The following is an 18,390-nucleotide window of genomic DNA, read 5'->3' as shown; positions in this document are numbered from 1 at the left end:
CCGGAGGCCCGTGCCTCTTCTGTACTGGCGTACTTTCGCTGGTACGTTTTCCAGCCGTTTATTTAAAATCAAGTGGTTTTTACCTGTCACCGGACCCAGACATGCCGCTGGTTCATGGCGGATAAAAACTGCTCCTTCTTGCCTTTTCACTTTCAGACCGATTGCCGGAGAGTTGTTCTTTCCTGCGGTTGGTACCTCTATTTAGCATTCTGATGCTTTTTGCTGCCTCAACGTGGGCAGTAGAATTTTCTTTTCACCTGTTCATCTATGACGCATTTACCACATCTCATCATTGACTTAGGGTTGATACTGGGGGCTGCCGGTATCACTACCCTTCTATTCAAAAAACTGAAGCAGCCCTTGGTGCTGGGCTACATTATCGCGGGTTTACTCGTGGGGCCCCATTTTTCCCTGCTTCCCACCATCGTAGAACTGGAGAACATTAATATTTGGGCCGAGATAGGCGTGATTTTTCTATTGTTCAGCCTAGGGTTGGAGTTCAGCTTCAAGAAATTGGTAAAGGTGGGTGGGGCCTCTTCCATCATGGCTTTGATAGAAGTGGTGGTCATGCTGCTGTTGGGCTATCTCACCGGTAAGATCCTAGGCTGGACCACCATGGATAGTATTTTCCTGGGCGGTATTCTCTCCATTTCCTCCACCACCATCATCATCCGGGCCTTTGACGAACTGGGCGTGAAAACCCAACGGTTTGCCGGCCTGGTTTTTGGCGTTCTGATTGTGGAAGACTTGGTGGCTATTTTACTCATGGTGCTGCTTTCCACGGTGGCCGTGAGCCAGCAGTTTGCCGGTTCAGAAATGCTAACGGCGGTGCTCAAACTGGCTTTCTTCCTGATGCTCTGGTTCCTGGGCGGTATTTTCCTTATTCCTACCTTCCTCCGGAAAGCCAGCAAACTCATGAACGACGAGACGTTGCTCATTGTCTCCCTGGCGCTGTGCCTGCTCATGGTAATTTTGGCGGCCCAGGCCGGATTCTCGCCAGCCTTGGGAGCGTTTATCATGGGTTCTATTCTCGCTGAGACCACCAAAGCAGAGAAGATTGAACACCTCATTGCGTCGGTGAAAGACTTGTTTGGGGCCATCTTCTTTGTCTCAGTGGGTATCCTGATCAACCCGGCCATGATGGTGACCTACGCCGGACCCATTGCGCTTATCACCATTGTCACGTTGCTGGGCAAAGCCATCAGCATCACCGGGGGCGGTTTGATTTCCGGGCAAGGTCTCAAAACCTCTATTCAATCGGGGATGAGCGTGTCGCAGATTGGGGAGTTCTCGTTTATTATTGCCACCCTGGGGCTTACCTTAAACGTGACCAGCGAGTTTCTGTACCCGGTAGCGGTGGCGGTTTCGGCTATCACTACTTTCACTACTCCATACATGATTCGGCTGTCTGGTCCTTTGTACCAGTTTGCGGAGAGGGTGTTGCCGGAGAGGTGGCAGAAGTCTTTGAATGAGTATAGCTCCGGAACGCAGACCATCTCCACCACCAGCGACTGGAAACTGGTGCTCCGGTCTTACGTGATCAACCTGGTGGTGTACTCGGTCATCGTCATCAGTATTGTGCTTTTGTCGGCCCAGTACCTGAATCCGTTTATCACCCAAAATGTGGTGGAAGGCAACTTAGGCGACATCATCACCACGGTCATCACGCTGGTTTTTATGGCGCCGTTTCTCTGGGCTTTGGCGGTGCACCATCCGCAGAAAGAGGCACAGGGCCGCATCTGGGCTAACCGCAATTACCGCAGTTTGGTCATTGTTCTGGGTTTTGCCAGAATCGCCGTCGCTATCCTGTTCATTTGGTTCTTGCTGATCCAGTTCTTCTCGGTGCAACTGGCGTTCCTGGTAGGGTTGGTGATAGCGGCGCTCATGGTCATCTTCTCCAAAAAAATCCAGCGCTTTTACATCCGGATCGAGAACCGGTTTCTGCGGAACCTCAACGCCCGCGAGATCCAAGAAGCCTCCAAGATGCACCACACCATTACCCCCTGGAATGTTCATCTGACCAGCCTGGATGTGGCGCCCGAAGCCGAAGTGGTAGGAAAGACCTTGTATGAGCTGCAGATCCGGGAGAAGTACGGAGTTAATGTGGCCGTGATTGAACGGGGAGACCGCACCCTTATGGCGCCCACCCGCAACGAGCAACTCTTCCCTCATGATAAACTCTACGTGTTTGGTTCAGAAGAGCAAGTGGAGGCTTTCCGGCAGTTTATCCAGGCCAAGTCAATCTCCCCGTCAGACAGTGAGCGCGAAAATGTAAGTCTGCAGAAACTTCAAATCAAGAGCCACTCTGTTCTGCTGCACAAGTCTATCCGGAACTCCGGCATCAGAGAGAAAACCAAGGGGTTGATTGTGGGACTTGAGCGGAGAGGGGAGAGAATCCTTAACCCAGACTCTGAGATGGTGTTCCAGGAAGGAGACATCGTGTGGGTAGTAGGCATCCCCAGGAAAATAAAGTCTCTGGAGGGAGGCGATGTTCAGGCGATGTCCGCTTAGGTTAGACGGGTATCTTCTTGATGTTGTATGTAACCAGCCAACTATCCTGAAAAGTTGAACTTGTTAACTTCTGTTTCAGGGCTGTTTTCTTAGAATCGGCCTTGAAACAACAGGAAGTTTATGAGTTCAGTTTAGCTTTCAAGTAGAAACCTCTCCGTGCCATTCTTCCGTCCCATTGTTGGTGTTATCACCAACAATCCTTTATCGGCTCTTTTTTCAAAACTGCCTTTAAACTGAACTGAGTAGAAGTTGTTGGTGATAACATCAACAACGGCGGGCGCCTAAAGCTTTCAAAACCAATCTTAGCCCAGTTTCCTGGTTAATTCTTGGGCAGGCTTTAAACAGAATCCATTGCAATTACCATAGAAACAAAAAAGCCGGGCAGGTGCCCGGCTTTTTTTATGTGAGTAAGTTATTGCTGTTATTTCGCAGCAACCACGGTTGGCTTCACAGCTACCAGTTTCTCTCTATCTACGTTGGTAGTATCCACCACAATTGGGGCGGCGATGAACAAGGTAGAGTAAGTACCGGTCAAGGAACCGATCAACATCGCGAAGGAGAAGCCTCTCAGGGTTTCACCACCGAAGATGAACAGGATGATTACCACCAACAATACGGTTAAGTTGGTGATGATGGTACGGCTGAAGGTGCTGTTCAAGGCTGGGTTCACAATGTCACGGAACTTCATACGTGGGTTCTCATGAGAGAACTCCCGGATACGGTCAAACACTACCACGGTATCGTTGATTGAGTAACCAATGATGGTCAGGATAGACGCGATGAATACCTGGTCCATCTCGAAGGAAACCCCGAACAGGTTAGCGATGGTGAAGGCGGAGAATACCACCAACACGTCGTGGATCAAGGCGATTACCCCGCCCAAGCTGAACTGCCAGCGGCTGAAACGGAAGGCCAGGTAAATGAAGATACCCGCAAAGGCAAGTAATACCGCAATGATGGCTGTCTTCTGAATGTCATCGGCCATGGTGGCGCCCACTTTAGAAGAGCTTACAATCTGCGGGTTCAGGTTCTGGTATTCTTTCAGACCTTGTACCAGGGCAGTTCTTACGGTCTCATCGGCTTGGGTAGACTCATTCTCAGCGATGTAGCTGGTGGTGACTTTCAAGCGGTTAGGAGCACCGTAGGTTTTTACCTCAGTACCAGCGCCTTTGAACTCGTCATCCAGGGCAGATCTTACATCTGAGGCAGGAACCGCACTCTTGAAGTCTACCACGTAAGAACGACCGCCTTTGAAGTCAACGCCCAACGGCAGGTCGCCTTTAATGAACACGGCCACAATACCGAACAGGATAAAGATAGCAGACAAGATGTACGCTTTCTTACGATTGCCCAGGATATCGAACTTGATGTTTTTAAACCAGTTTCTGGAAAGCGGCGTCTCCAGGGAGATTGCGTTTGTGTCTTTGCCTTTGGTCATCCACTCAATCAGCAGGCGGGAAATGTATACCGCGGTGAAGAAAGAGGTAGCAATACCAATCATCAACGTGATGGCGAACCCTTTTACTGGACCGGAACCGAAGAAGTACAGGATGATACCCGCCAATAACGTGGTCACGTTGGAGTCAAAGATAGAGCTGAACGCTTTGCTGTAACCTCTTCTGATGGCTTCGCCCATGCTCATGCCGCCGTGCAATTCCTCTTTGATACGCTCAAAGATCAGTACGTTCGCATCCACAGACATACCCATGGTCAATACCATACCGGCAATACCAGGCAGGGTAAGGGCAGTACCAAACTGCGCCAGGATGCCAATGATGAAGAAGATGTTGAAGAACAGGGCGATGTTAGCGATCAGACCACCTTTGCTGTAGTAGGCAAACATGAACAGAACCACCAGACCCATACCGGCCAAAGAAGAAAGCAATCCCTGGTTGATGGCTTCCTGACCCAAAGAAGGACCTACAATGGCTTCTTCCACAATACGGGTAGGAGCTGGCATTTTACCGGCTTTCAGGATGTTGGCTAAGTCTTGCGCCTCTTCAATGGTGAAAGAACCAGAGATAGAAGAGTTACCACCGGCAATCTCGCTCTGTACCACTGGGGCAGAGTACACATAGTCATCCAACACAATAGCTACCTGACGACCGATGTTGTCACCAGTCAGACGCTGCCATTTCTTAGAACCGGCGGCGTTCATGCTCATGTTGATTTCTGGGCGACCTTGCTGGTCATAGTCCTGGCGGGCATCTGAGATGTACTCACCAGTCAAAGGAGCTTTGCCTTCGCGGCCTTTCTTCACTGCGTAAATTTCCAGGAACTCAGCACCGTCATTAGAAACGATTGGCTTCACGCCCCACAGGAACTTCATGTTCTGCGGGAACAGAGCTTTCACTTCCTGCTTCGCGAACAGCGCGTTTACTTTGGCGGTGTCACGCACATTGGTACCTAAGCCACCTGGCAGGGTAGTGAAAAGACGCGCCAGCAGAGAGCTTTGGTTAGGGTTGATAGAGTCTTTCTTGGCAGCAGCGCTGTCAGCGGGTTTGCTTAACTGGGCAGCCAAGGCAGAAGTATCAGCACCGGCGGCGGCAGTCAAAGATTTAGTGGTGTCAGCAGCAGAAGCCAGGGTAGAAGAAGGGGCAGCAGCGCCTTTCAGTTTGTTCGCGGCTTCTTCTTTTACCAGGTAGTCATTCAACTGAGTGAAATAAGGACCAAACTCCTGCACGCTCCAAACTTCCCAGAACTCCAGGTTAGCGGTTCCTTGCAACAGTTTACGAACACGCTCTGGGTTGTCAACGCCTGGCAACTCAATCTGGATACGGTTGGTGCCTTTCAGGTGCTGGATGTTAGGCTGGTTTACCCCGAATTTATCAATACGGGTACGCAGGATGTTGAAAGAACGGGCTACCGCATCATCAACCTCTTTGTTGATTACGTTCAGTACTTCCTTGTCTGTAGAGTTGTAGCTAAGAGAACGGGTGGTGCTGTTAGCGAAGATAGAAGCCAGTTTGCCGTTTGGCTGCAGCTCACGGTAAGACTGGTAGAACAGGTCTACGAAGTTCTTCTGGCTGGTGGCCTGCAGTTTCTGGGCGCGGGCAATGGCTTGCTCAAAAGCGGCATCTCTGCGACCTCCGGCCATAGCTCTGATGATTTCCACCGGAGAAACCTCCAGCGTTACGTGCATACCGCCTTTCAGGTCAAGACCAAGGCCAAGTTCGCTTTCTTTTACCTGCTGGTAAGTGTACTCAGCTCCCAGGAAGTTGAAAACCGGGGCTTTCCAGACAGAGTCAAGGTAAGATTGTTTTTTGTAGTGGTCTACGGTGCCAGTTTTAGTGGTGGCAAACCGCGTAGCGTCTTCTTCAACGCCTTTGGAGACCAAAGAGAACGACAGATAGTACAGGCACAACGCCGATACGATAACCGTCAAAACCAGGATAAAACCTTTGTTACGCATTGGTGAATAGATGGATAAATAAAAATGAATGATAATAGTATAAGCAGCCGGGAATGCCGTTTAGGGCCTGAAAACCAGAAAGGAATCAGAAAACGCAAGGCATAACCCAAAAAGAGAATGCGGAGTTTACTCGGTAAATGCCCTTGTAAGTGGTAAAGTTCCGGAAAACAGGAAGTTATGGTGCGTTGGGTGAGATAGGCAACGTGGTCAGTTGCTGCAAAAGGAATGTCCAGTAGGGTGTTCCCAGAGCGGTTTTCACCAGAGTCTGCACCGGCGCCGTGAAGGTGAGGCGCAGGAAGGTGGCCGGCTCGGCAATCTGTAAGGCAATAAAGGAAGTGGTGGCCTCAAAGGAAACTTTCTGTTTCACCACCGATGATTGCTGGTCTCGGCCCTGGTTGTTCACCGCCGTTTGCTCGGCCGGGGAGGCCGGAGTATGGGCGTAGGCTGGGAGAGTCCTGTTGTTCACAGTAAGCACCAACAGCAAGGCCATGCTTGTGCAAAGCAGCCGCCAATTACGTTGTATGTAGTGCCCAGGTTTCATCTCTATAAGCAAAGGTAGAGGATTCTTGAAATAAAACAAAAGCCTCTGCTGGTGGTGAAACAGCAGAGGCTTTTGATAAGTGCCCTTTGGCTTGAAAAAGGTTATTTTTTGATCTTGGAGTTCAGGTAGGTTACCAGAACATCCAGCCCTACATCAAAATGGCGGTTGTTAGGGATGATCACATCAGCATCGTTCTTAAACGGCTTGATGTATTTCTCATAGGTAGGGGCCACGTGGTTCGTGTAACGGTAGAGCACATCGTCCAGGTCATAACCGCGTTCCACTTTGTCACGGATGATGCGGCGCTGTAGTTTAATGTACTCCTTGGCGTCTATGTACACCTTCATGTCCAGAAGTTTGGCTACCTCCTCAAAGTAGAACACAAAGATGCCTTCCACCACCACAATGGGTGCCGGCTTGAACTCCAGCTGGCGGGGTACCACGTTTGGATTATTGAAAGTGTACTCCTTGCGGTAGACGGTCTCTCCTTTACTTAGTTGGAGGATGTCATGGGCGTACGCGGCGCTGTCAATGGAGCTGGGCAAATCAAAGTTATGAAAGCCGTTCTCGTCAATGAACTGTTTGTCGCGGTCGTGGTAATAATTGTCCTGAGACACCAGGCAAATGTCCTCAGGTGCATACGAAGCCAGTAGTCTGCTCAGGAATGTGGTTTTTCCTGACGCGCTTCCTCCCGTAATTCCTACAATGAACGGCTTTTGATGCATAAATAAGTATGGGTTTACGGGGTGCAAAATTAACCATTTGTGTGCATGCAGCCTAACGCATGTTCAAAAGAATTTCTTCAGGTGCCGGTTTGTACATAGCGGTGCTGCAGAAAGGACACCAATTGCTGCACAGCCCGGCCCCGGTGGCTGATCTGGTTTTTCTCCTGACTATTCATCTGGGCGAAGGTGCGGTCATGCCCCTCGGGCACGAAGATGGGGTCGTAGCCAAAGCCCTGCTCGCCGCGGGGCTCTTCAATGATATGTCCTTCCACAATGCCGTTGAACAGGTGTTGCTCGCCTTCTTCCAGGAAAAGGGCGATGGACGTCCTGAACCGGGCCTTGCGGTTGCTCTGGCCTTTTAGGTTCTCCAGCACTTTCCGCATGTTGGCCTGGTTGTCGCGCTCCGGGCCCGCGTACCGCGCCGAGTATACCCCCGGTTCGTTGTTCAGTGCTTCTACCTCCAGCCCGGTATCATCCGCGAAACAGATCACGTGGTACTGCTCCCACACGTAAGAAGCCTTTTGCAGGGCATTGCCTTCCAGTGTGTCCTGGTCCTCGGCCAGTTCCTGGGTGCAGCCTAGGTCTTCCAGGCTCACGAGTTCAAAGGGAGGTCCCAGCAACTGCTGGATTTCCTTTAGTTTATGGGCATTGTTTGAGGCAAAACAGATTTTCATACTGCGTTTTGGTATAACGTAAGTTAGTAAGTGCGGCAATGATACTAGGTGCAGCTGGTAGTTCAAAGAACGTTAGAATGGGGAGGCAGGATGTGGTAACCGCCCCAGAATAGCCAGAACGCAGAGTTTTCTAGGCCGTGGCCCAGAAATAACTTCCAGATTTCACACGCATCTGGCTCTTGCCCAGAACTCTCAACCTTTTTAATAGGTCATCAGGCTTTTTGATGTAATTTTGCCCGAACTTTTTGAGTTAAGGAAAGCGATAGCCGTATACGCCGCAAGGACGTTCCCGCTTTTGCGGATCGGTTCGCAGTTTTAGCCTTGTTTCCAGGAAATCAAGCCTGAAACGGGTACATGTGAGAAATGTCTGATATCAGAAACAGGCTCGTTACCCCTGACCTTGAATTGCTGCATGGCGCATAATAGCCAGTGCTGGACAGGCACCCCAGAGTAAAGGGAGGCCGAAGATGAAAAACAAAGACAGTAGATGAAATTTCATAATGATGACGAAAGACCGGTAAGACGGCCCCGTGCGCAGGTAATCTCCCGCAGATTTGACCGCATTTTCATGGAGCTGGCCAATATCGCTTCGTTTATCGGCCGCTTTTTCAAGGAGGTATTTCTGCCGCCTTATGAGTTCAAAGAGATTATCCGGCAATGTTTTGAGATAGGGGTGAAGTCCTTGCCGCTCATTTCGCTCACCGGCTTTATCATAGGCATCGTGTTCATGAACCAGTCCCGGCCCTCGCTGGCCGAGTTTGGGGCTACCTCGTGGCTGCCCTCGCTGGTGTCATTGGCCATTGTGCGGGCGCTGGCCCCATTGGTAACCGCTTTGATCGGGGCGGGCCGCATTGGCTCCATGATTGGGGCCGAGCTGGGTTCCATGAAAGTGACCGAGCAGATTGAGGCCATGGAGGTGTCGGCCACCAATCCGTTCAAGTTTTTGGTGGTGAGTCGGGTGCTGGCCACTACGTTCATGATTCCGGCCCTCATGATGTATACCATGCTGGTGGCTTTATTGGGCGCTTTTTTGAACGTGAACGCGAACGAGGGCACCAGTTTCACCACTTATTTCACCCAAGTGTTCGATGCCATCGTGTTCCTGGATATCTTTTCCTCAGTGATCAAATCGGCGCTCTTTGGCTTTACCATTGGCGTGGTGGGCTGCTATAAAGGCTACCATTCCTCAAAAGGCACCGAAGGCGTGGGCAAGGCGGCCAATTCTTCCGTAGTAACGGCTATGTTCCTGGTATTTATTGAGGAGTTGCTGTCTTTGCAGGTGATCACGGCGCTCCGGTACCTTTAATGAATAGAAGCGATGAAGGAGACACAACCCGTTATAGATAGAAGCAACTGCGTCATCAACATTAGAGGCTTGGAGAAATCATTCGGGGACCTGGACGTGTTGCGCGGCGTGGATTTGGATTTATATAAAGGCGAGAACCTGGTGGTGCTGGGTAAATCAGGAACCGGTAAATCTGTGCTGATCAAGATCATCGCCGGTCTGCTCAAGCCCGATACCGGTACCGTGAACGTGCTGGGTAAGGAAGTGCCCAAACTGAGGGGCCGTGAACTGGACGAGCTGCGCCTGAAGATTGGGTTCTCGTTCCAGAACAGCGCCCTGTATGACAGCATGACAATTCGGAAGAACCTGGAGTTTCCGCTGGTACGTAACCGCCGCGACATGACCCGGGCCGAGGTAGACCGCATGGTAGCCGTGGTGCTGGATGCGGTGGGCCTCTCGCAGACCATCAACCAGATGCCGTCTGAGCTCTCCGGCGGTCAGCGCAAGCGCATCGGCATTGCCCGTACGCTTATCCTGCAGCCCGAGATCATGCTCTACGATGAGCCCACCGCGGGTCTTGACCCCATTACCTGTATCGACATCAACAACCTCATCAATGAGGTGCAGAGCCGTTTCAATACCTCTTCCATCATCATCACCCATGACCTTACCTGCGCCAAAGACGTGGGCGACCGCGTGGTGATGCTCCTGGACGGGCAGTTCCAGCGCCAGGGCACCTTTGATGAGGTGTTTGACACCCCAGATGAGCGGGTGAAATTATTCCATGATTACAACTTTATAGACTAAATGAGTGCAGTAGAAAATAGGCGAGCCGTTGTAGTAGGCATCTTTGTGTTTTTAGCGCTGGTGATACTGGTGGTAGGCATCTTTGTGCTAGGCGGCCAGCAAAAGCGTTTCACCAAAACCATCCAGGTATCGGCTATCTTTGACGATGTCACCGGCCTTAAGATAGGAAACCAGGTGCTTTTCTCCGGGGTACGGGTAGGCGTGGTGAAGCGCATCGCCTTCGAGGGACCCTCGCAGGTAGCCATCACCATGGACATCACCGAGGAATCGCAGAAATACATCCGCAAGGACGTGAAAGCCCGCATAGGCTCTGAAAGTTTCATCGGGAACAAGGCCATCGTGCTCTACGGCGGCAGTCCGCAGATGCCCTCTATCCAGGAAGGCGACCGTCTAGGAACCGAGGCCCAGCTCAGCACCGAGGAAATGATGGCCACTTTCCAGGAAAACAACAAGAACCTAGTAGCTATCACCACCGATTTCAAAAAACTCAGTTCCGGCCTGGCCAACGGCGAAGGCTTGGCGGGCGCGCTGCTCACCGATGACCAGCTTGCCCAGAATTTCCAGGCCATCCTGGCCAACCTGCAGAGAACTTCGGCCACCAGCGTGCGGGCCTCGCAGGCTCTGGCGCAGTTCTCCAATAAACTGAACACCGAAGGCGGCCTCGCCGATGATCTGCTCACCGATACGGTCACTTTTAACAAACTGCAGGCCACTGTGGCGCAACTGGAGCAGGTGATGGCCACCACGAATCAACTCACGAGCAAACTCAACCGTACTTCAGACAAACTTAACAGCAACAACAACGCCCTAGGCGTGCTCCTCAACGACGAGCAGTTTGCCCTGGACTTGCAACTGACCATGCAGAACCTGGAAGCCGGCACCGATAAACTGGACGCCAACATGGAAAGCCTGCAACACAGCATCCTGCTCAACGGCTTCTTCCGCCGCAAAGCCAAACGCGACGCCAAACAAAAGGAACGCGAGCAGCAGCGCCAGGAACGCCTCCAGAAACTGGAAGAGAAGCAAGACAAGAAAAAGCAACCTGTCCCCGCTACCACGAGCAACGAGCCCGCCGAAACACCCGCTGCTACTCCGGGACCGGCGTATTGATTGTATAAGGTTGTGGCTAGTGTTTAGAAGTTGTTTTCAGGGAAATAGGCCTAAAGCAGCAAGGGGGAAAATAATGATAGTAACGCCTTAAGGGTTGTTGGTGATAACACCAACAACGGCGGGCAGATCAGCAAATAGTAGGGCACCTCTTGTGGGTGCCCTTTTTGTTGCCACTGTCTATTGCGGTGGAACCGTTGGAGACAAGGCGGTGCCTGGTCTCTACAATCTGCAACTAATGGAATTGAGTGACTCGGCAGGTGTAAACAATACTCTTTGGGCAATCTTCCCGAGGAGAATCTCTGGAATGCGTGCGGACACGAGCTGCAAGCTCGCGCCAGCGGAAAATGTTACAAGAGTAATTTGAGGCTCTCGCCTCAGGCAGTTACAAACTGCCCGCATCATGGGTGCAAGTCACAGACTTGAACCATGTCATAGTATTATGAAGACCTCACAGGTTTTCATAACCTGCGAGGTCTGAGACGTTCCTACCATATTCCCAATCCCAGCCTTTCGGTGGAGCGCCTTTGTTTTAGACCTGGTGCCGCAGGCAGGCCAACCGACCAAGGCTAAAACAGCAGCGCGAGGCCGGAAGGCGGGGCCTCGCGGCCGTGAGCGCTCGGAGCCCAGCGATGCAACAATCAAGCTTATGCACCCACGCAAACAGCGCTGCTACGCCAGCAAAAGCGGACTACGATTTTATAAATTGTTTAGGAACGCTTCACTAAGGCAAAAGGCTAACGTGCGGCTAGAATATTAATGGAAGAATAAAAGGTGTTTCAAACCCAATTTCCCAAAACCAGCCTTAAAACCCTACAACAAATAAGCATTCCATTCATCCTCCGTCCACACTACCCTAATATGCTCCCGCAGGGTCGTAGCTAAAGAATAACCGGTGTAAGTGGCGGAAATAGGGTAAAGCGGGTGGTGACGGTTGATAAGTGTGGCAATCTCCAGTTTCTTGCAGTCTTTTTCCAGAAACTCCCGCAGTGTGTAGGCCAGCGTTCTGCCGGTATTCAGTACATCGTCTACCAGTACCACAGGGGTGTGGGTCAAAGAGGAAAGGGAAGGCTCCACCTGGATGTCATGGGTGAGGGGTTCGGTTTTGTGCAGGGAGACGCCTACCAGTTGTACCTCCAGCGGCGAGATCTCTCTCAGTTCCTGGGCCAGGGCTTGGGCCAGAAAGTAGCCGTTCTCATGGATGCCGGCCAGCACCAGCTGCTTTTCCTCAAAGTTCTGTTCGTAGATCTCAAACGCCATGCGCTTGATTTTCTGCAGGATCTGGTGGTGGTCCAGGATGCGGTTCTCTTGTGTAAAGACCATGGCGAGTTGCTGTTTAGGGGCCAAATTACCAAAATAATCGCCAAAACAGCCGCATGGTACATGGCAGAGTTGTATCTTTGAAAATATTTCCGGGAAAAGGTTTTAATTGTGAGGCGAATGCCCTATTTTTGCAGTCCTATTCTAGAAATCCGTAGTTAAAAATATAGCATAATGAAAAAGGACATCCATCCTGAATACAGAGAAGTCGTTTTCCAGGACACTTCCTCAGACTTCAAATTCATCACTCGTTCTACCATGAACTCTAACGAGACCATCACCATGGAAGACGGCAAGACTTACCCAGTGGTTAAAGTGGAGGTTTCTTCTGCTTCGCACCCGTTCTACACCGGTAAAAACATCTACGTGGATACTGCCGGCCGTATTGACAAGTTCAAGCAGCGTTACAAAAAATAAGCGTATTGCGGTTCTCCGTACAGAAGTCTTCCTGAACCTCAGGAAGACTTTTTTATTTTTGCCTTATGAACATCATTCTCTTTGACGACCCGGTTCTGCGGGCCAACCTGCTGCCGCTCACCTACACCCGGCCCGTGGCCCAGATCCGGATCGGGATCCTGACCATTGCTGAGAAGTGGCAAACCCTTTCCAGGGAATTGGTTTCTCACCTCACGCAGGGATACCTGCAGGGCAAATTCCCGCAGCATCTAGCCGATGGCAATAACCTTTATATTAACGGTGCCATCTGCCCTACTCCGGAACTGCTGGCCCAGATAAAGCAATTGCCCGTGGGTGGCACCCTGTATCAGGACGGGCTCTTGGTGGCCCTCAACGCAGACCATCTGGACCTGAGAAGCATTAAAGAGGTCTATCAACACAACACCTCAGAGAGAGTGCAGGTGGAGCTTCCGGCGCATACGGTGGTTCGGCATCTGTGGGACATCTTCAAGTTCAACGGACCCCAAATTCGGGAGGATTTCAAACTGGTGACCCAGGGCCGCGTTAGCCAGAAAATCTCAGATCCGCATACGGTGGCCTATAAGCCGGAGGATATCTTCATTGAGGAAGGCGTGATTTTCAAAGCGGCCATCCTGAACGCCGAGGCCGGTCCTATCTACATCGGGAAGAACGTGCAGGTGCAGGAGGGAACCGTGATCAGAGGACCGTTTGCCATCTGCGAGGAATCTGTGATCAACATGGGCGGCAAGATGCGCGGCGACGTGACCGTGGGCCCGTACTGCAAAGTGGGCGGCGAGATCAGTAACTGCGTGTTCTTCGGATACTCCAACAAAGGGCATGATGGGTTCCTGGGTAACTCGGTGGTAGGGGAGTGGTGCAACTTCGGGGCCGATTCCAATACCTCCAACCTCAAGAACAACTACTCCAACGTACGGCTCTACAGCCACGCCCAGGAGAAAATGGAAGACACCGGCCTGCAGTTCTGCGGCACCATCATGGCCGATCACGCCAAATGCGGCATCAACACCATGTTCAACACCGGAACGGTGGTGGGCGTGGGCGCCAACGTGTTCGGGGCCGGGTATCCGCCTAACTTTGTGCCGTCGTTCAGCTGGGGTGGTGGGGCAGAGTCCCAAACGTTTAAACTGAACAAGTTTTATGAAGTGGCCCAGGCGGTAGTAGGCCGTCGCGGCCTTTCGGTTTCTGAGGAAGACCGTAAGATCTTTGACCAGGTGTTTGAGGAGACCAAAACCTTCCGCACCTGGGAAACGGAGCCGGCGGGCACCACTGCCTAAGCCGCGCAAAAACATAGAACCCCGGCGCCGGATGGTTTTCACTCTATTTTCTGAAAAGTAGGGCAAAAACGATCCGGCGCCGTTATCTTTACAGACCAATTGGCGCGGGAGCAGAGTTTCCGCGCCTTAGATTCAAAATTAACCTTCATACGTGCAGTTTTCCCAGATTTACGGCCACCAGGAAACCAAGCAACTGCTGCTGAACTCCGTGAAGTCACAGCACGTGGCCCACGCCCAGCTTTTCTTAGGATCTGAAGGGAGTGCCAACCTGGCGCTGGCGCTGGCCTATGCCCAATACCTCAACTGCGAGGACCCGCAGCTCCAGGATTCCTGCGGCGTGTGCCCCAGCTGCAACAAGATCAGCAAGCGCATCCACCCCGATCTGAATTTTGTGATGCCGGTGACCAAGGTGAAAGACCAGGATGCCCTGAGCAAGAACTTTGTGACCCAGTGGCGCGCCTTCCTCAGTGACAGCCCCTACCAGACCCTCAATGACTGGATGCAGTTCATCGGGGCCGAGAACAAGCAAGGCACCATTCCGGTAGGCGAGAGCCGCGAGCTGGTGCGCATGACATCTTTGAAAGCTTTCGAGGCGAAATACAAAGTCATTGTGATCTGGCTCCCCGAGCTCATGAACGCCAGCGCCGCCAACGCCTTGTTGAAGCTCCTGGAAGAGCCGCCGGCCGCTACGGTGTTTTTGCTCGTGAGCAACGCCTCAGACAAGATCATGCCTACCATCCTGTCCCGGACCCAATTGGTAAAGGTGCGCGCCTTCACCGATGAAGAGGTGATCCAGTACCTGATGGAGCAGCGGGGCACCGAGCGGGAACGCGCCTACCAGGTGGTCTCTCTGGCCGAGGGAAACCTGCAGGCCGCCCGCGTTTTGAGCCAGGAGATGACCTCGGATTACTTTACGTTCTTCCTGAGTTGGATGCGCCTGTGCTACAACCACAAGTTCGATGGCGTGCTGGAGCAGAGCGAGGATTTCCAGAAGCTGGGCCGCGAGAACCAGAAGAACTTCCTGCAGTTTGCTCTGGGCTTGCTTAGGAAAGTGCTTTTGTTTGGCGTAAACAGTAAGCTGATTGCGTTTTTGCCGCCGCCGGAGCTGGACTTTGTGCAGAAGTTCTCCAAACTGATCCATCAGGGCAACGGGGCACAATTGTCGCATGAATTGAACGAGGCGCATTACCACATTGAGCGGAACGCCCACCCTAAAATCACGTTTTTAAATACCTCTATACAGATTGCCCAGCTCATCAGGCCAGTGGCATAAACAGAGAACATGGAAACAACTGAACCAACGTCTCCCATCCGCATCGCTACCCGAGGCAGCCGGCTCGCTTTGTGGCAGGCCCACCATGTAGCAGATACGCTGCGCGCCAACGGCATGGAAGTGGAGATCGTGACCATCACCACCAAAGGAGACATCGTGTTAGACCGGTCTTTGGATAAAATAGGCGCGAAAGGCGTGTTCACCGAGGAACTGGAGGAAAGCCTGCGTACCGGCGCTACTGATATTGCCGTGCACAGCGCCAAAGACGTGCAGTCCACCATCCCCGATGATTTGGAACTGCTGGCCTTTATGGAGCGCGAGAAAGTGCATGATGTGGTGATCTCCTTCGATCCTTTGTTCAAGCTGGGTGAGGGGCAGCAGGTCATCGGCACGTCTTCTACCCGCCGCCGGTCTATGCTGAAGCGCTTCTATCCCAATGTGATCACATCTGAGTGCCGCGGCAACCTGCAGACCCGCATCCAGAAGCTGAAAGACGGTCAGTACGATGCCATTCTGCTGGCCTATGCCGGCGTGTCCCGCATGCAATATGACCACATGGTGGCGCAGCACCTTCCGCTGGACAAATTCATTCCCGCCGCCGGACAGGGCAGCGTGGCCATAGAGTGTTCCAAGAACCTATCGCTGGAACGCAAATTGAACCTGAAACTGGCCCTGGACCACAAACCCACGCACCTGTGTCTCCTGGCTGAGCGGGCTTACCTGCGTACCATGGAAGGCGGCTGCAGCATCCCGTCCTTCGCCCTGGCGACCATTGATGGGGAGACCCTCACGCTTAAAGCTGGCATCATCAGCCTGGACGGCAAGGAACTCATTGTGGAAGAGCTGACCGCTCCCGCAGACCAGGCCGAGGCCATGGGAGAGAGACTGGCGCATACCGTACTCAGCAAAGGCGGCGACCGCATTTTAAAAGCCATCAGAGAAGAAAAAGCATAAAAGATTTAATAAAGGAGCAGGGCGGAGCGGCTGAGGAAACTTCTGTTTTAGCCCTGTTTATCTAAAAACACCCATGAAAAAGAGTTTGTACTTGTTGGCTTTGCTGGTGCTGTTAGGAGTTACCGCATTCGCCCAGAAGAAAAGCAAGAAAGATTACCTGGTCACCATCAGCACAAACCAGGGTACCATTCGGTTGGTGTTGTTTGAGGACACGCCAAAGCACCGCGAGAATTTCCTGAAGTTGGTGAAACAGAAATTCTATGACGGCACCACCTTCCACAGGGTCATCAATGATTTCATGATCCAGGGCGGCGACCCCAACTCCAAAGACGAGGACCCGAACAACGACGGCGCCGGAGGTCCACAAGCTCCTATTCCCGCCGAGATTCTGCCGCACCACAAACACATTTACGGCGCGCTTGCCGCTGCGCGGATGGGAGACCAGATGAATCCCAAAAGAGAATCCAGCGGATCGCAGTTTTACCTGGTGGAGAACCATGAGGGCGTTCCGTTCCTGGACAAACAATATACGGTGTACGGTCAGGTGATTGACGGCTTGAGTGTGATTGACAAAATCGCGGAGGCGCCCAAAGATTACCGTGACCGGCCTACCCAGGACATCAAAATGACGGTAACCGCCAAGAAGATGCCTAAAAAGAAAATCACTAAATTGTACGGCTACCGTTACGAATAGACCTCTCCACTATGAAGACGATCCTCATTACCGGCTCCAACGGTCTGCTGGGGCAGAAACTGATTGGCCTGCTCCACGCCGAGCCCCACATCAAACTCATCGCCTCCTCTAGGGGCCAGAACAAACTAGCCGAGCTGTACCCGCACGTGGCCTTCGCCGCCATGGACGTGACCGATGCCGGGCAGGTGGAAAGCGTGATCGCGGAGACGCAGCCTACGCACATCATCCATACCGCCGCCATGACCAACGTGGACGACTGCGAGAGCCAGCGCGAAGAATGCTGGAAGCAGAACGTAGACGCCGTAGAAAACCTGGTAAAGGCCTCGGAGCGGCACGGCGTGCACCTCATCCACGTCTCCACAGATTTTATCTTCGATGGTGAAAACGGCCCTTATTCAGAAGACGCCGAAGGTGCCCCGGTGAACTTCTATGGCGAGAGCAAACTGGCCGCCGAAGAACTGGTGAAAAACGCCGCCTGCAAATGGGCAATCCTGCGCACGGTGCTGGTCTTCGGGATTGTGCATGATTACGGCCGTTCCAACATTGTGCTGTGGGTGAAAGGCTCCCTGGAGCAAGGCAAGCAGATCAAAGTGGTGAACGACCAGCTCCGCACGCCAACCCTCGCCGAGGACCTGGCTCAGGGCTGCTGGCTCGCCGCCAAGCATGATGCCCAGGGAATCTTCAACATCTCCGGCGAAGAACTGCTCACCCCCTACCAAATGGCCATCCAGGTAGCAGAGTACTTCAACCTGGACAAAAGCCTGATTGAGGAAGTAGACGGTTCTATCTTCACCCAACCCGCCAAGCGCCCCCCACGCACCGGCTTTGACATCACCAAAGCCAAAACGCAGCTAGGCTACCAGCCCCGCACGTTCAAAGAAAGCATTGCTATTGTTGCAGAGCAGATATAAAAAACAAGTTAACCGGAACAGCCCTTTTGCATTATGCAGGAGGGCCGTTCTCGTTCAAGACCTTTAATCCCCAATTGTAGGTGGCATGGCTTGCAACAGCACCTAAGGAAGCTGTCTCCTGCGGCAGGCCGGGGCGAAGGCCTACAGTGAGGCCGAGCACTGGCCTGCCGCAAGTAGGGTCGTGCCAAGCAGTAATGTCCTGCATTGGCTATGAAACAGAGGACGGCAGCCCGGTGGTACCTTGATTGAAGCCTTACTGTCCGAGCGTCAGCGAGTTTGAGGCTTCTTGATGCTTTTGGTTACTTTTCTCATCAAGGAGAAAAGTGACAAACGCCCGCAGAGCGCGGCTGCAGCAATGGGGCTTGGCAAGGAAGGAATTAGGAAGCAAAAGCTGAAAAAGAGAGCCCCGGAAGTCAAGACCCATAGGGTGCCTCTGAGGCTAACGCCTCACTGCAGTTGCAAAC

Annotated in this window: 15 protein-coding genes; 10 read left to right on the top strand and 5 right to left on the bottom strand. The window is 52.4% G+C overall.

Annotated features, from left to right (window positions below):
* Nucleotides 1-267 precede the first annotated feature (267 nt).
* Nucleotides 268-2,511: a monovalent cation:proton antiporter family protein gene (locus tag J3P34_RS03035; protein WP_210486369.1), complete on the top strand. Its 2,244-nt coding sequence runs from the start codon at nucleotides 268-270 to the stop codon at nucleotides 2,509-2,511.
* A gap of 421 nt (nucleotides 2,512-2,932) precedes the next feature.
* Here J3P34_RS03035 and secDF read toward each other — a convergent pair whose 3' ends face one another.
* From secDF to J3P34_RS03015, 4 genes are all read right to left on the bottom strand, one after another.
* On the bottom strand, nucleotides 2,933-5,923 hold the full coding sequence (gene secDF / locus J3P34_RS03030) for a protein translocase subunit SecDF (protein ID WP_210486368.1): 2,991 nt from the start codon (nucleotides 5,921-5,923) through the stop codon (nucleotides 2,933-2,935).
* 175 nt (nucleotides 5,924-6,098) lie between these two features.
* Complete coding sequence (locus J3P34_RS03025; RefSeq protein WP_210486367.1) at nucleotides 6,099-6,413, bottom strand: hypothetical protein; 315 nt, start codon at nucleotides 6,411-6,413, stop codon at nucleotides 6,099-6,101.
* 152 nt (nucleotides 6,414-6,565) lie between these two features.
* A complete protein-coding gene (locus tag J3P34_RS03020; RefSeq protein ID WP_210466322.1) occupies nucleotides 6,566-7,189 on the bottom strand; it encodes a uridine kinase family protein in 624 nt (207 codons plus the stop codon).
* Nucleotides 7,190-7,266: 77 nt separating this feature from the next.
* On the bottom strand, nucleotides 7,267-7,863 hold the full coding sequence (locus tag J3P34_RS03015) for a non-canonical purine NTP diphosphatase (protein WP_210486366.1): 597 nt from the start codon (nucleotides 7,861-7,863) through the stop codon (nucleotides 7,267-7,269).
* Between the two features lie 487 nt (nucleotides 7,864-8,350).
* On the opposite strand from J3P34_RS03015, the gene J3P34_RS03010 reads away from it, so the two are divergent.
* The 3 genes from J3P34_RS03010 to J3P34_RS03000 are packed head-to-tail and all read left to right on the top strand — an operon-like array spanning nucleotide 8,351 to nucleotide 11,065.
* Nucleotides 8,351-9,169, top strand: a complete 819-nt coding sequence (locus tag J3P34_RS03010) for an MlaE family ABC transporter permease (RefSeq protein WP_210486365.1) — start codon at nucleotides 8,351-8,353, stop codon at nucleotides 9,167-9,169.
* A 12-nt stretch (nucleotides 9,170-9,181) separates the two neighbouring features.
* On the top strand, nucleotides 9,182-9,955 hold the full coding sequence (locus tag J3P34_RS03005; RefSeq protein ID WP_210466319.1) for an ABC transporter ATP-binding protein: 774 nt from the start codon (nucleotides 9,182-9,184) through the stop codon (nucleotides 9,953-9,955).
* Nucleotides 9,956-11,065, top strand: a complete 1,110-nt coding sequence (locus J3P34_RS03000; RefSeq protein WP_210486364.1) for an MlaD family protein — start codon at nucleotides 9,956-9,958, stop codon at nucleotides 11,063-11,065. It begins immediately after the preceding gene.
* Nucleotides 11,066-11,875: 810 nt separating this feature from the next.
* Here the strand turns inward: J3P34_RS03000 and J3P34_RS02995 are convergent.
* Nucleotides 11,876-12,385, bottom strand: coding sequence for a phosphoribosyltransferase family protein (locus J3P34_RS02995; protein WP_210486363.1), 510 nt, complete (start codon nucleotides 12,383-12,385; stop codon nucleotides 11,876-11,878).
* 171 nt (nucleotides 12,386-12,556) lie between these two features.
* Here J3P34_RS02995 and J3P34_RS02990 point away from each other — a divergent pair, with 171 nt between their 5' ends.
* The 6 genes from J3P34_RS02990 to J3P34_RS02965 all read left to right on the top strand — a co-directional run bounded on the left by J3P34_RS02990 (nucleotide 12,557) and on the right by J3P34_RS02965 (nucleotide 17,926).
* Complete coding sequence (locus J3P34_RS02990) at nucleotides 12,557-12,799, top strand: type B 50S ribosomal protein L31 (RefSeq protein ID WP_149097165.1); 243 nt, start codon at nucleotides 12,557-12,559, stop codon at nucleotides 12,797-12,799.
* 65 nt (nucleotides 12,800-12,864) lie between these two features.
* Nucleotides 12,865-14,094: a GlmU family protein gene (locus J3P34_RS02985; RefSeq protein ID WP_210486362.1), complete on the top strand. Its 1,230-nt coding sequence runs from the start codon at nucleotides 12,865-12,867 to the stop codon at nucleotides 14,092-14,094.
* 151 nt (nucleotides 14,095-14,245) lie between these two features.
* The gene (locus J3P34_RS02980) at nucleotides 14,246-15,367 is read left to right on the top strand and encodes a DNA polymerase III subunit (protein WP_210486361.1); all 1,122 of its coding nucleotides are present in this window, start codon (nucleotides 14,246-14,248) and stop codon (nucleotides 15,365-15,367) included.
* A gap of 9 nt (nucleotides 15,368-15,376) precedes the next feature.
* Nucleotides 15,377-16,321 (top strand): hydroxymethylbilane synthase, encoded by a 945-nt coding sequence (gene hemC / locus J3P34_RS02975; RefSeq protein ID WP_210486360.1) that lies wholly within the window; start codon nucleotides 15,377-15,379, stop codon nucleotides 16,319-16,321.
* Nucleotides 16,322-16,394: 73 nt separating this feature from the next.
* Nucleotides 16,395-17,015: a peptidylprolyl isomerase gene (locus J3P34_RS02970; RefSeq protein WP_210486359.1), complete on the top strand. Its 621-nt coding sequence runs from the start codon at nucleotides 16,395-16,397 to the stop codon at nucleotides 17,013-17,015.
* A gap of 11 nt (nucleotides 17,016-17,026) precedes the next feature.
* Nucleotides 17,027-17,926 (top strand): SDR family oxidoreductase, encoded by a 900-nt coding sequence (locus J3P34_RS02965; protein WP_210486358.1) that lies wholly within the window; start codon nucleotides 17,027-17,029, stop codon nucleotides 17,924-17,926.
* Nucleotides 17,927-18,390: the final 464 nt, after the last annotated feature.

Origin of the sequence: Rufibacter aurantiacus (assembly GCF_017916345.1) — a bacterium.
In the GTDB taxonomy this organism is placed as follows: domain Bacteria; phylum Bacteroidota; class Bacteroidia; order Cytophagales; family Hymenobacteraceae; genus Nibribacter; species Nibribacter roseolus.
Note: the sequence above shows the minus strand (reverse complement) of the source record. Positions and strands in the feature narration are given on the sequence as shown.